Annotated in this window: 14 protein-coding genes; 12 read left to right on the top strand and 2 right to left on the bottom strand. The window is 68.0% G+C overall.

Features of this window, described 5'->3' with window-relative positions; all coding sequences use genetic code 11:
- Positions 1-3: 3 nt before the first annotated feature.
- A complete protein-coding gene (locus ACE37B_RS06210) occupies positions 4-765 on the top strand; it encodes an SDR family NAD(P)-dependent oxidoreductase (protein ID WP_409922406.1) in 762 nt (253 codons plus the stop codon).
- 12 nt (positions 766-777) lie between these two features.
- Here the strand turns inward: ACE37B_RS06210 and ACE37B_RS06205 are convergent, their stop codons facing one another.
- Entirely contained in the window at positions 778-1,230 is a 453-nt protein-coding gene (locus ACE37B_RS06205; RefSeq protein WP_409922405.1) for a MarR family winged helix-turn-helix transcriptional regulator, read from the bottom strand.
- A gap of 152 nt (positions 1,231-1,382) precedes the next feature.
- Here ACE37B_RS06205 and ACE37B_RS06200 point away from each other — a divergent pair, with 152 nt between their 5' ends.
- The 4 genes from ACE37B_RS06200 to ACE37B_RS06185 all read left to right on the top strand — a co-directional run bounded on the left by ACE37B_RS06200 (position 1,383) and on the right by ACE37B_RS06185 (position 3,804).
- Positions 1,383-1,859, top strand: a complete 477-nt coding sequence (locus ACE37B_RS06200) for a Rho termination factor N-terminal domain-containing protein (protein ID WP_409922404.1) — start codon at positions 1,383-1,385, stop codon at positions 1,857-1,859.
- A gap of 65 nt (positions 1,860-1,924) precedes the next feature.
- Positions 1,925-2,119, top strand: coding sequence for a hypothetical protein (locus ACE37B_RS06195; RefSeq protein ID WP_409922403.1), 195 nt, complete (start codon positions 1,925-1,927; stop codon positions 2,117-2,119).
- A 79-nt stretch (positions 2,120-2,198) separates the two neighbouring features.
- Positions 2,199-2,333, top strand: coding sequence for a hypothetical protein (locus ACE37B_RS06190; RefSeq protein WP_409922402.1), 135 nt, complete (start codon positions 2,199-2,201; stop codon positions 2,331-2,333).
- Positions 2,326-3,804, top strand: coding sequence for an NAD(P)/FAD-dependent oxidoreductase (locus ACE37B_RS06185; RefSeq protein WP_409922401.1), 1,479 nt, complete (start codon positions 2,326-2,328; stop codon positions 3,802-3,804). The genes ACE37B_RS06190 and ACE37B_RS06185 overlap by 8 nt, the downstream gene beginning before the upstream one ends.
- A gap of 56 nt (positions 3,805-3,860) precedes the next feature.
- Here the strand turns inward: ACE37B_RS06185 and ACE37B_RS06180 are convergent, their stop codons facing one another.
- On the bottom strand, positions 3,861-6,524 hold the full coding sequence (locus tag ACE37B_RS06180) for a cation-transporting P-type ATPase (RefSeq protein WP_409922400.1): 2,664 nt from the start codon (positions 6,522-6,524) through the stop codon (positions 3,861-3,863).
- A gap of 293 nt (positions 6,525-6,817) precedes the next feature.
- On the opposite strand from ACE37B_RS06180, the gene ACE37B_RS06175 reads away from it, so the two are divergent.
- From ACE37B_RS06175 to ACE37B_RS06145, 7 genes are all read left to right on the top strand, one after another.
- Positions 6,818-7,921: a hemin ABC transporter substrate-binding protein gene (locus ACE37B_RS06175; protein WP_409922399.1), complete on the top strand. Its 1,104-nt coding sequence runs from the start codon at positions 6,818-6,820 to the stop codon at positions 7,919-7,921.
- Positions 7,918-8,751, top strand: coding sequence for a HugZ family protein (locus ACE37B_RS06170; protein WP_409922398.1), 834 nt, complete (start codon positions 7,918-7,920; stop codon positions 8,749-8,751). The genes ACE37B_RS06175 and ACE37B_RS06170 overlap by 4 nt, the downstream gene beginning before the upstream one ends.
- Before the next feature lie 52 nt (positions 8,752-8,803).
- A complete protein-coding gene (locus tag ACE37B_RS06165; RefSeq protein ID WP_409922397.1) occupies positions 8,804-9,490 on the top strand; it encodes a hypothetical protein in 687 nt (228 codons plus the stop codon).
- The gene (locus ACE37B_RS06160; RefSeq protein WP_409922396.1) at positions 9,487-11,043 is read left to right on the top strand and encodes an iron-siderophore ABC transporter substrate-binding protein; all 1,557 of its coding nucleotides are present in this window, start codon (positions 9,487-9,489) and stop codon (positions 11,041-11,043) included. Before ACE37B_RS06165 ends, ACE37B_RS06160 begins: the two co-directional genes overlap by 4 nt.
- 65 nt (positions 11,044-11,108) lie before the next feature.
- Positions 11,109-11,234 (top strand): hypothetical protein, encoded by a 126-nt coding sequence (locus tag ACE37B_RS06155; protein WP_409922395.1) that lies wholly within the window; start codon positions 11,109-11,111, stop codon positions 11,232-11,234.
- Between the two features lie 128 nt (positions 11,235-11,362).
- Positions 11,363-12,346 (top strand): FecCD family ABC transporter permease, encoded by a 984-nt coding sequence (locus ACE37B_RS06150; protein ID WP_409922394.1) that lies wholly within the window; start codon positions 11,363-11,365, stop codon positions 12,344-12,346.
- Between the two features lie 5 nt (positions 12,347-12,351).
- Positions 12,352-13,518: a FecCD family ABC transporter permease gene (locus ACE37B_RS06145; RefSeq protein ID WP_409922899.1), complete on the top strand. Its 1,167-nt coding sequence runs from the start codon at positions 12,352-12,354 to the stop codon at positions 13,516-13,518.
- Positions 13,519-13,526 lie beyond the last annotated feature (8 nt).

Below are 13,526 nucleotides of genomic sequence, written 5' to 3'. Positions count from 1 at the left end.
CGAATGGATCTCGGGCTGTCCGGCAAGCGCGTGTTGGTGACCGGTGCGAGCAAGGGCATCGGTCGAGCCATCGCGAAGACCTTCGTCGACGAGGGCGCCACCGTCGCGGTCTGCGCCCGCAACGCCGACGATCTCGCAGCGGCGGCCGCCGAGCGCTCGCTCGGTGGACTCTCGCTCGGTGGTGTGGTGCATCATCGGCCCACGGACCTGGCCGTCGAAGGGGAGCCGACCGCGCTCGTCGCGTGGGCGGCGGAGTCGATGGGCGGGCTCGACATCGTCGTCTCGAACGTGTCGGCGATGGCCGGACCGGACTGGGAAGCCTCGACCAATCTCGACCTCGTCCGCACGAACGAACTCCTCCGCGCCGCACTCGCGCACATGGACGATCACGTCGACGCCAACATCGTCTGCATCGGATCGCGAGCGGCGAACGTGGCGGCTCCCCGGATCGCTGCCTACGCAGCTGTCAAGGCGGCCACGGTCAGCATGATCAAGTCACTGTCGCGTGAGGTCGCTCGGCGAGGTATCCGTGCGAACGTGGTGTCACCGGGCGACATCATCTTTCCTGGTGGAACCTGGGAGCAGGTGCAGCGGGAGAACTCGAAGCTGTGGGATGCGATCGTGCGAGAGAACCCGTTCCGCCGGCTCGGGACCCCCGAGGAGGTCGCCGACCTCGTCGTGTTCACCGCCAGCCCGCGAGCGAGTTTCATCACCGGCGCGAACCTGCTGGTCGACGGCGGGGCCACGTCCGGCCTGCAACTCTGACGACAGAGTGGGTCAGACCCACTCTGTCGCTGGCGGGTCCTCGGGCGCCAGTCGCCGAAGCGCCTCGTCCAGCCCGGCGATTGCCTCGCGCGACAGGGGCTCGCCCACCCACCGCTCGATGTCGCGAGTGTGTACCGCGGCCATCCGGGTCCGGAGCCGGCGACCGGAGGGGGTCAGTTCGACCAGGACGCGTCGCCGGTCGTCGCCGGCGGTCAGCCGCCGGAGGAGGCCGGCATCGACCAGCCGCCCGACGATTCGATTGCACGAACTGTTCGCCACGAGGAGTCGCTCCGCAAGCAGGCCCATCTGGATCGGTTCGCCGTGTGCTCCGATCTGGTGGAGCACGTCGTACTCGTCGAGCGAGTAGCCGAAACGGCCGCGGAGGTGATCGTCCATCGCTCGGGTCGCGAGGCGATGGAAGCGCACCAGCCGCTCCCACGTGGCGACCGCGTCGGTCGTGGTCATGGACGCGAAACTAGCGGTGGGCGCTGGCAGCGCGCGGCAAGCCAGTCGGCGACGAGTGCAGCAACTCCGTCGATGGTCTCGTCGATGGTCTCGTCGATAGAGAGGATTGCCGGAGAGGATTGCCGGCTACCCGGTTGGGGTACTCCCTCCACATGAGCGTTCAACAGGACATCACCCGTCGTCTCGACGATCTCGAGACCTCTCTTCCGTCGCTCCCGTCGAACCTGGTTCGTCTCGGGCGCGCGACCGTGCATCGAACCAACGACATCGCCAGCGCCGTCGGACGTCGCCTGAGCGATGTCGCAGGTGTCTCCGGGCACAGCGCGCAGACCGGAATGTCGACGACAGCCGGACAAGCGCGCAGCGCTGCGCAGCGGACCATCGACGCTGCAGACCGAGGCGTCAGTGAAACCATCGGTCAGGCGCGCGCTCAGGGTGCCCGAGCAGCGGAGTCGACGCGCAGTGAGATGGACGACGCGGTTGCCGATGCGGTGGCAGCGACCGAACCGATCGACCTCGCAACGCTGACCAAGGCTGAACTCTACGAACGAGCGCAGGAACTCGATGTGGACGGTCGCAGTGAGATGAACAAGTCGCAGCTCCGAGCCGCAGTGGCGTCGCAGTCGTGAATCATCGTCTCTGCCACCGGCGCGATTCCCGATCCGTGACCGCCCCTCGCTCGACGGTGCGATCGGTGGCTGCCGTCGTCGCGATCGCGGCGTCGCTCGCAGTGAGCACCGGATGCGGTTCCGACGACGAGCCCGATGTCGAGAACCCGCCCGATCCCGAGGTGCCTTTCGACGTCACGGTCGACGACGGCATCGATACCAATGTGGAACAGCCGGGCAACCTCAACTTCGACGTCGAACAACCCGCCCTCGACGACTGACGACGGCCGTCGTCGCTGGTGCGGACGCTCGCTGGCAACGCCAGCCCGTGACCGCTGCTGATCAGCTACCTTCTCGAACGTGACGTCAACCAGATGCGTTCCGATGCCCGTGTGTCGTACGCACGGGCGCGACACCGCGACCAGCATGACCGTGGTGACCAGCGCGTCCGGCGACACGTCGGTCCTGCTGGCGTTGGCGGCCGACGATGTCTGACTCGACTCCTGCTGACGACGTCGAGCCCGCGTCGGCCAGTCCCGAGGGCTGGTCGGACACCGCGTTGTCCCGGCGAGCGCTCGATGCGATCGCCGATGCCGAGCCGTACCCGTACTGGACCGAGAGCGTCGAGATCCCCGAGTCGAATCCGACACTCGTCCGTGACGAACACTGCGATCTGTGCATCGTGGGCGCGGGGTACACGGGCCTGTGGTCGGCGGTCATCGCGAAAGAACGCGATCCCGGGCGCGATGTCATCCTGATCGACAAGGGAGAGGTCGGCGGAGCGGCGAGCGGTCGCAACGGTGGCTTCATGGAATCGTCGTTGACCCACGGTGTCGGCAACGGCATGGCCCGACATGCCGACGAGATCGACGTGCTCGAAGATCTCGGCATCGCGAACCTGAACGAGATCGAAGCGTCGATCCAGCGCTACGAGATGGATTGCGATTACGAACGCACAGGCGTGATCGACGTCGCACACACGCGTCACCCCTCGTCGTACGTCGACGAACTGCGTGAAGAGCACGACCTGCTTCGCTCGCTCGGCCAGCGTGTCGAGTGGCTGGACCAAGAGGCGATGCGCGCCGAGATCCACTCGCCGACCTACGTGGGCGGGTTGTCGCGGCCCGGTCGAGCTGCACTCGTCGACCCGGCGAAGTTGGCCTGGGAACTCAAGCGAGTCGCGACCGACCTCGGCGTGCGGATCTACGAACACACCAAGGCGACGTCGGTGGAGAAAGATGGCCGAGGTGTACTGATCTCGACGCCGCTCGGCAACATCCGCTGCGCGCAGGCGGTGCTCGGCACCAACGCGGACAAACCGCTGCTCAAGCGCATTCGGCAGTACATGGTTCCGGTCTACGACTACTGCCTCGTGACCGAGCCACTGACCGCCGAGCAGCTCGCGAGCATCGGCTGGAAGCGCCGCCAGGGACTGTCCGATATCACCAACCAGTTCCACTACTACCGACTGACCGCGGACAATCGCATTCTGTGGGGCGGCTACGACGCCATCTACTACTGGGGCTCGAAGGTGTCGGTCGAGCTCGAGAGTCGCCCGGAGACCTGGGCGAAGCTGTCAGAGCACTTCTTCCAGACGTTCCCGCAACTCATCGATGTGAACTTCAGTCATGTCTGGGGCGGCGCGATCGACACGAGTACCAGGTTCTCGGTGTTCTTCGGCAAGGCATTGTCGGACCGCGTCGTCTACGCGGTCGGCTACACCGGGCTCGGCGTGGCGGCCACTCGATTCGCTGCCTCGACGATGCTCGATCTGCTGCAGGGCCGTAAGTCGATCGCGGCGCGGACCGATTTCGTACAGAACAAGCCGCTCCCGTTCCCGCCGGAGCCATTCCGCTTCGTGGGTATCCAGGCGACGCGCTGGTCGATGAACCGCGAGGACCAGACGGGCAAGCGCAACCGCTGGCTGCGCACACTCGACCGCCTGGGTCTCGGCTTCGATTCCTGACGTGCTCGCGGTCGGCGAGCGACCGTACAACGACCTGCACGACCTGAACGACCCGCTCACCGACGGTCGCGGGCTCGCATCACCGCCTTCTCCACCTCGACGGCGGCGAAGACCCCGAGTCCGATGACGCCGGGGATGATCCAGCCGGACCATCCGATCGGTGTGGTCTCGAACGTCGTGTTCATGAACGGGAGATACACGAATCCGAGTTGCAACAGGCTGAGGACGCCGACGGCCACCCACGCCACCGGGTTTGCCAGCAGGTGGGACGGCAGATAGCTGGCCGCCCGGAGGAACCGGGCGCTGAAGAGGTAGCAGATCTGTCCGAACACGAGTGTGTTGACAGCGACCGTTCGCGCGACGGCGACGTCGTCACCGTCGTGACCCGCGAGGCTGAACACCGCGATCGTGGCTCCTCCGACGAGGGTGCCGACGAAGGCGATTCGCCAAAGGAAGTAACGGTCGAGGATCGATGAACGCGAAGCCCGTGGCGGTCGGTGCATGATGCCGGGCTCGGGCGGCTCGAACGCCAGCGCCATCGCCAGCGTGACGGCGGTGACCATGTTGACCCACAGGATCTGCGTCGGTGTGAGCGGGAGGTCGAACCCGACGACGACCGCGACGACGATGACGAGCGCTTCGGCGGCGTTGGTCGGCAGGATGAACAGCACCGACTTGCGCAGGTTGTCGTAGATCGTGCGGCCCTCCTCGACCGCTTGCTCGATCGAGGCGAAGTTGTCGTCGGTGAGCACGATTTCGGCTGCTTCTTTGGTGGCTTCGGTGCCCTTGATGCCCATGGCGACCCCGACGTCGGCACGCTTGAGTGCCGGGGCGTCGTTGACGCCGTCGCCGGTCATCGCCACGACCTCGCCGTTGGCTTGCAACGCAGTCACGAGGCGAAGCTTGTGTTCGGGGCTCGTGCGCGCGAAGACATCGTGATGACGCACGATGTCTCGGAGTTCGTCGTCGGATGCAACTTCGAGTTCGGCGCCCGATATCGCGCTGCGGCGGTCGCCGATCCCCATCTCGCTGCCGATCGCGCTCGCCGTTCCGGCGTGGTCACCCGTGATCATCTTCACGGCGATGCCGGCCCCGCGGCAGGTGGCGATCGCTTCGATCGCCTCCGGTCGCGGCGGGTCGACGATGCCGACGAGGCCGAGGAACACGAGATCGTCGACGTCGTCGAGCGTCATGGAGTTCTGGTCGGGGCCGGCGAGCCGCCGCGCCGCAGCGAGCACGCGTAGACCTTCACCACTCAACTCGTCGATCTCCCGCTCCCACCATGCTCGGTGCAGGGTCTGCAGGGTGCCGTCGGAGCCCAACTGCGTCGTGGCGCGGTCGAGCAGACGATCGGGGGCGCCCTTCACGAGCATCACCCGACCGCGGTCGGGAGCGTCGTCGATCGTGGCCATCAACTTGTGCTCGGACTCGAAGGGAACGACGGCGACACGCCGATACTCCGCCGACTCGAACCCCGTCTTGAGCGCGAGCGTGCGCAGCGCTCCCTCGGTCGGCTCGCCGTCGACGACCCAACGTCCGTCGCTCTCGATCACCACGCTGTCGTTCGCCACGGCGAGAGCCTCCACCAGCGCTGCCAGGTCGGCGCGTTCGTCGAGCGAGGTGGCGATGCCGTCGATGCTCACCGTTCCCGTGGGGGTGTACCCGGTCCCGTCGATGTCGTAGCGGTGCGCTCGGGTGACGGCGCGGCGCGCCGTCATCTCGTTCTTGGTCAGCGTGCCGGTCTTGTCGGAGCAGATCACCGTCACCGAACCGAGTGTCTCGACGGCGTTGAGTTTGCGGGTGATCGCATTGCGGCCTGCCATCCGCTGGACGCCGATGGCCAAGGTGATCGTGAGAATCGCCGGGAGCCCCTCGGGGATGGCCGCGACCGAGAACCCGATCGCGGCGAGAAACAGCTCCGAATACGCCGTGTCGTGAAGTAGCGCTCCGCTCGCGAACACGATCGTGGCGAGGACGACGATGGCAAGGGAGAGTTGCTTGCCGAACGTCGCCATCTGGCGGGTGAGTGGTGTTGCGAGGGTCTCGACCTCGCCGATCATGGTGTTGATGCGGCCGATCTCGGTGGCCGTACCCGTCGCGGTGACCACGCCGACACCTCGGCCGGCCGTGACCAGGGTTCCGGAGAACGCCATACCCGACCGGTCGCCGATTCCTGCGTCGTCGTCGACCGCATCGGGATGTTTGCTTGTCGCCACCGACTCGCCGGTGAGCGCTGACTCTTCGATCTGCAGGTTGGTCGTCTCGAACAGGCGCACGTCGGCCGGAACCCGATCTCCCGATCGCAGTCGGACGACGTCGCCGGGCACGAGCATTTCTGCGTCGACGTGGGTCCACTGCCCGTCGCGACGCACGCGAGCGTCGAGCGACAGCATCTTCCGGATGCCCTCGAGGGCCTCTTCTGCTTTGCCTTCCTGCACGAAACCGATCGCCGCGTTGATCACGACGACACCGAAGATCACCATCGAGTCGATCCAGTGTCCGAGGAGAGCCGTGACGACCGCCGCGACGAGCAACACGTAGATGAGCACGTCGTGAACGTGTCGAAAAATCCGAACGAGGAGGTGTTCTCTGGTCGCGTTCGGGAGTCGGTTGGGTCCGTCGCGCACCAGTCGTCGTGCGGCCTCGTCGGTGCTCAGTCCGCCGCGGTCGGAGCCGATCGAGTCGAGTACCCGGTCGACAGAGGACGCATGCGCCTTCATGTCCGACCGCCGTTGCGGATCGGCCTCTGGCCGACGGCGCCGTTGCCGACCGCCTGCATCCGCGTGACTTCGGTGCGCTGCGCCACTTGTTCGTCGTACGACATGACTCTCCTCAGGATTCCCGGGGACGCGTCCTATCTTGCCGTCGTTTCTCGTCGTGTCGTCGCTTCGTGTGTTGTCGGGAGTGTCCCGCGCCTCGAACTTCGCGACGTGGCGCCGCGGCGAGAGAAATGACCGTGCGGAGAAAAAGAAGGGACTTGCGGTGAGAGTTAGGTATCCCTAACATAGGTCGAGTGGCAGCCCGACTACTGTTGTTTCGATCCGGCATCGGCCCGTTTCGGCTGCTGATGCTGGCTGTTGGCGTCATGATCGCTGCCTCCTGGTTCGTGGGGTGTCGATCGCAGGATGCTGACGTCGGTCCCGCGGGCGACGGTGCCAGCGACGGTGCCGGTGACGGTGCCAGCGACGGTGCCAGCGACGGTGCCAGCGACGGTGTCGTGACGGTGACGACGCTCCCGGTACGAAGCGCTCCCGCTGCAACGGCGCCAGCGCCGGCTGCCTCCCCCGAGCCGGGTGCCGTGTCGTCCGCGGACGCCGACGACATCGCTGACGATCTTCGGATCGTGCCGGTCGACGGGGACCTCGCCGAGATCGTGTTCGCGCTCGGCCTCGGCGACCAGGTCGTCGCCACCGACATCTCCGCCACCTACCCGCAAGCCGCCGACGCACTGCCCGAGATCGGCTACCAGCGGGCGCTCGCCGCCGAGCCGATCATGGCGTTCGAGCCGACGATCGTCCTCGCGACCGACATCGCGGGGCCGACGGAGACGCTCGACGCGCTGGAGCGCCTCGGCGTCGAGGTCGCGATGATCCCCAACGACAGTGTCGCCAGCGGCCCTGGCGACAAGATTCGCACTGTCGCAGCCGCACTCGGCGTGGGCGCGCGTGGCGATCGACTCGCCGATGCAGTCGATGCCGAGATCGACGCGGCCACCGCACGTGCGGTCGGCGTCGACGACGCTCCGCGGGTCGCCGTGCTGTATCTGCGCGGCCAGAACGTGCAGTTGTTGTTCGGCGAAGGCAGCGGCGTCGACTGGCTCATCGAGGCCGCCGGCGGCGTCGACATCGCCGACGAACTCGGCGTGGTGGACAACGCGCCGATCAACGCCGAGGCGCTCCTGCGCGCTGCACCCGACGTCCTCGTCATTCCGGCTCGCGGGCTGGAGTCGGTCGGGGGCATCGACGGCCTGCTCGAGCTGCCCGGTATCGCCGAGACGCCAGCCGGGCAGCAGCGCCGAATCCTGACCTACGACGACCAGTTCCTCCTCGGCAACGGTCCCCGCACCGGTGCCTTCCTCGACCAATTCATCACCGACCTCCACGGAGACATCCCATGACGGTTACGACCAGCACGACCAGCAGCGCAACCGAAGCGTCGGCGACTCGACACGAGACGGCCGGACCGGCGCTCGTCGGTGACGTCACCAGCTTCCCGTCCCACGCCGAGCTCGCGCGCACGCTGATCGGTGTCGGCGGCGTCGGCACCATGTCGACGCTGACCGCGTCCGGACACCCGTACGCGTCGCTCGCTCCGTTCTCCGTGGTCGCCGACGGTTCGCCGCTCATCTGCGTGTCCGATCTCGCAGAGCACACGCAGAACCTCCGGCGAGACCCTCGCTCCAGTGTGCTGTTCGGGGAGACGGTTCCCGACGGTGTCGACCCGCTGGCGCTCGCCCGCGTGACCCTGGTCGGTTCGTTCGTGCCGCACTCGCCGCATGGGCGTGAGATCGAGGCCCACCTGCAACTGCACCCGCTCGCACGTCACTACATCGGCTTCGACGATTTCTCGTGGTGGAGATTCCAGGCGCTCAGCCTGCGTTACGTGGGTGGCTTCGGCTTCATGGGGTGGATCACCGCCGACGAGTTCGCTGTCGCCGACATCGATCCGATCATCCCGGTGTCGGCGCCGATGATCGAGCATCTCAACGACGACCATGCCGACGCCTGCCTCGAGATCGCCCGTCATCTCGGCGGCGTCGGTTCGGCGACCGCAGCGACGGTGGTCGCGATCGACCGCCACGGCCTCACGCTCGACGTCCTGATCGATGACGATGCACGGTCCCTCGCGACCGCGCGCGTCGCCTTCCCGACGCCGCTGAACTCACCATCCGACGTTCGCTCCGCGACGGTCGACCTGGTGGCTCGTGCTCGAGCCGTCGCCGACTGAACCGTGCCGCATCGCGCTCGCCAGCGCGTCGCGGTCTTCCCGACATCACTCGATGATCGACACCCCTCCACACCCCTCCACCACTCGCCTCGACCACCCCCTCGACCACGCCCTCGACCACCCCCTCGACCACTCGTTCGACATCCAAACCCCGATCAGGAGACCCATGCAACCGCTCGACCGACTTCGACTCGCGACTGCGCTCGGCCACGCCGTGCCGGGAGCGCAACTCACCTTGCACACCGACCGCGGCGAACAGATCGTCGTCGCATCGCACCCGGCCGCCGACGTCGACCCGTGCGCGCTGCGTCGTGTCGTCATCGCCTTCGGGCACGAGCGGTGCCTCGACCATTCCGGCAAGGTCGATCAGGTCACGATCGGTGGCGCGCTCGACGACCTCGGCGGTGGTGTGTATCGCGTCCTGCGGCACGGGATCGAGCAGCGCTGGATCGCCACGCTGCTCGAGCCAGACGTCGTCGCCGAACTCCTCGTCGGCCTCGACGATGCAGCGGCCGAGGCCATGCACGGATGCCTCAAGCCCGACTGCGAACTCGGCGTGACCATGCTGGTGGTGACGTCCGACGATCCTCGCGCTGGGGAGGTCCTCGACGAGATCGCACAGCAGGCTGCCGCCTTGATCTTCGCCGAGGAGTTGTTGCAAGCAGCGGTGGGCCTGTCGGAGCCCGGTGCCCGATCGGCCGATGCCGAGCGAGTTCGCAACGAGCGGGGTGCAGCATGACCCGGCGACTGATCGGAGTCGTCGCGGTGCTCGCATTGCTCGGTGCCGCCTGCGGATCCGACGACAACGCGCGGGGGAGCGACGAGGCGCCAGAGAACGACACGGCGGCCGACGTCGATGCGCCGGCGGTGTCCGTCGAGTCCAACGGGAGCACCGGTACGAACGACGGCACGAACGATGAGACGGCGGCGTTCCCGGTCACGATCGAGCACAAGTTCGGCGAGACGACGATCGACACCGAGCCGATGCGGGTCGTGTCGGTCGGGTTCAACGAGCATGACTTCCTCCTCGCGCTGGGTGTCGTTCCCGTGGGGCTGCGCGACTGGTACGGCGACCAACCGAACTCGGTGTGGCCGTGGGCTCAAGACGAACTCGGCGACGCCACCCCCGAGGTCATCGCGTCGTCGGAGTTGAACTTCGAGCAGATCGCCGCATTGGATCCCGACCTGATCGTGGGTGTGTGGTCGGGCATGACCGACGCCGACTACGAACTGCTGTCTGCGATCGCTCCCACGGTGGCGCAGCCCGAGACCTACGAGGACTACGGAACACCGTGGCAAGAGCAGACGATGATCCTCGGTCGAGCGACCGGCCGGGAGGCGCAAGCCGCCGAGGTCGTCGCCGACATCGAAGCGGAGTTCGCCGCCATCCGTGACGCGCACCCCGAATGGGAGGGCATGACGGCGTCGGTGGCGTTCGTGACCGAGGACGGGCCGGGCGCCTACACCTCGCAAGATACGCGCAGCCGGATCATGACCGACCTGGGATTCACGATCCCCGACGCGAACGACTCCGGTGGCGAGGGCTCGTTCTTCCTCGAGTTGAGCCCGGAGGACATCTCGCCCCTCGACGTCGACGTGCTGGTCTGGGTGGCCGGAGCGTTCGAACAGATCGAGGGCATCTTGACCAGCCTCCCGACCCGCCCATCGCTCACCGCTGTGCAGGAGGGCCGCGAGATCTTCGCCGATCTCGAGTTGACCGGCGCCTTCTCCCACGGCAGCCCCCTCAGCTTGGAGTACGCGCTCGAACGGCTCGTGCCGGAGATCGAAGCTGCCGCTGACGGGGATCTCTCGACGCCGGTGCCGTCGGCGGTGGAGGCCGGAGCGACTCTCGACGTCGCTGGTGCGCCCGAGCAGTCAGACACGGACCCAGCAGACACGGACCCAGCAGACACGGACCCAGCAGACACGGACCCAGCAGACACGGACGGGGCCGATGCCGCCGGTGACGCGGCGAGCGCGGCCTGGGCGCTCGTGTTCGATTCCACCGTGTCGTTCGCCGACAAGGCGATGCACCTGGCTGACGCGGCTGCGCTCGAGTCGACCGTCGCGGCGTATGCCGCGGCGGGCGAGGGCTTCGGCGGCATCACGCTGGCTCCGACCGGCGTCGCGGCCAGCGCGGAGGTCGCCGAGATCACGTACGACGTCAACTTCGGCGGCAACCCCGCGTACGGCGACCAGATCGGGACCATCGAGTTGGTCGACGGCGTGTGGACGGTGAGCCGGGACGAGTTCTGCTCGTTCATGTCGTCGGCGCGGGTGAGCTGTCCGTGAGGGGCCGTGGGCATCGCGTCGAGCGCCGGCGCCTGTCGTCCCTGGGACGACGGCGGGCTCAGGTGGTGTCGCTCCGTGAGGTCGCGTCGCTTGCCGCCGCGGCGGAGCGGGCCGACGGCGCGGCATCGGGCAACGCGTGCGTGTCGGGCGGCTATCTCGCTGCCTGGGCGGCGGCCGTGCGAAACCCATGACGCCCTCGACCTCCGTGACGACCGTGAACCCCCCCTCGATCGGGGCGCCGCGAGCTGATCCTGTCCGCGCGGACGCGGTCGTCGCGGACGTCACGGCCGCTGCGCCGGGGCGGCTCGTTCGTCGTCGCGTGGGAGGGGTCGTCGCACTGGGCTTCGCGTTGGCGCTCGGTGTCCTGCTGTCGCTCGCGGTCGGCGCGAAGTCGATCCCGTGGAGCGTCGTCGTCGAGGCGTTCGTCGGCTACGACGCCGACGTCACCGACCACCTGATCGTGCGCGAGCTCCGACTTCCGCGCACGCTCCTCGGGATGCTCGTCGGCGGCGCGCTCGGCGTGGCCGGTGCGCTCATGCAGGGCGTCACCCGCAACCCGCTCGCCGACCCCGGCCTGCTCGGGGTCAACGCCGGCGCCTCGTTCGCCGCCGTGCTCGCCATCTGGCTGTTCGGTATCGGATCGGTCGGCGGTCTGGTGTGGTTCGCGTTCGTCGGTGCTGCGCTCGCTTCGGTGGCCGTGTACGTGCTCGGTACGGCGGGTCGCGGTGGTGCGACACCGGTGCGCTTGGCGCTGGCGGGTGCCGCCCTCGCGGCGCTCCTGTTCGCGCTCACCCGTGCGGTCACGCTGCTCGATCAGGCGACACTCGACCAGTTCCGGTTCTGGGCCGTGGGCTCGTTGTCAGGTCGCAGCGCTGAGGTTGCCGGACAGGTGGCACCGTTCGTCGCCGCTGGCGCCGTGCTGGCATTGGCGGCGGCTCGCCAACTCAACGCGTTGGCGTTGGGGGATGACACCGCTCGGGCGCTCGGGACCCGGGTCGGGCTCGCCCGACTCGTGAGCGTCGCAGGGATCACGCTGCTGTGCGGCAGCGCCGTCGCAGCGGCGGGACCGATCGGGTTCGTCGGCCTCGTCGTACCGCACGCGGTGCGAGCATGGTTCGGGCCGGACCAGCGCTGGTTGATCCCCGGCGCGGCGTTCGCCGGTGCTGCCTTCCTGCTGTGGTGTGACACAGCGGGACGCATCATCGCGAGGCCCGGTGAGGTCCAGGTCGGCATCATGACGGCGGCGATCGGTGGCCCGGCCTTCGTCGTACTCGTCCGCCGAGTCCGGATGGCGCAGCTGTGACCAACATGATCAGCCGTGCTGCGACGCGTGATCTGCCGCGACGTGAGACGGAATCGACGGAGACGGCCGAGACGGCCGAGATCGTCCCGTCGCGTCCCGGCGACGAGACGACGGCCGAGCAGGCGCCGCGTCCGGTTCCGATCTCCGGGTACGTGGTTCGCCGCGCCCGGTTCTCCGTCCGGCTCGATGTGCGTTCGCTCGTGGTGTGCGCCACCTTGGCCCTGCTCATCGTGATGGTCGGGGTCTGGTCGATCAGCGTCGGCGACTTCCCGATCCCGATCTCCGACGTGATCGCCACCATCTTCGGCAACCCGACCGACGACTCGGAGTTCATCGTCGGCACGCTCCGACTCCCGCGGGTTCTCGTCGGCGTGGGAGTGGGCGCCGCGTTCGGCATGTCGGGCGCGATCTTCCAGTCGCTCGTTCGCAATCCACTCGCGTCCCCCGACATCATCGGTTTCAACGGCGGCGCTGCCCTGGGTGCCGTCGTGATGATCGTCTACACCGACGCGACCGCACTCGACGTGTCGATCGGGGCGGTGGCGGGCGGTCTGGTCGCCGCGCTCGCGGTGTACTTCCTCGCCTGGAAGCGGGGGGTCCAACCGTTCCGGCTCGTGCTCGTCGGTATCGGCGCCGGCTTCGCCATCACCGCGATGATCGATTTTGCGATCACCCGCGCCGAGATCACCGACGTGCAGCGCGCGGCGGTCTGGCTCACCGGATCGCTCAACGGGCGAGGCTGGGACGAGGTGCGGATCGTCGCCGTCGCGTTGCTCGTCCTCGGTCCGCTCGCCGTGGCGCTGCAGCGCACGCTCGACCGGCTCGACCTGGGCGACGACACCGCAGCGTCGCTCGGTGTCGGCGTCGGTCGAGCCAAGCTCTCGCTCGTCGTCGTCGGGGTCGGCCTGGCTGCGCTCGGCGTCGCCGCTGCGGGCCCGGTCGCCTTCGTGGCGTTCGTCGCAGGGCCGATCGCTCGTCGACTCGTCGACTCGCCGCGTGCGTGCGTCGTCCCGGCGGCATTCGTCGGCGCCCTGGTCACCGTGGTCGCCGACCTCGCCGCACGGCGCCTCCTCGCGCCGACGGAACTGCCCGTCGGCATCATGACCGCGCTGATCGGCGCGCCGTACCTGCTGTGGTTGCTCACCCGCCAAGCCCGAACCGGAGCGCTCTGATGACGTCT

This window comes from Ilumatobacter sp., assembly GCF_046290335.1.
Taxonomy (GTDB): Bacteria; Actinomycetota; Acidimicrobiia; order Acidimicrobiales; family Ilumatobacteraceae; genus Ilumatobacter_A.
The sequence above is the reverse complement of the archived record's forward strand: the minus strand, read 5'-3'. Positions and strand labels throughout refer to the sequence as shown.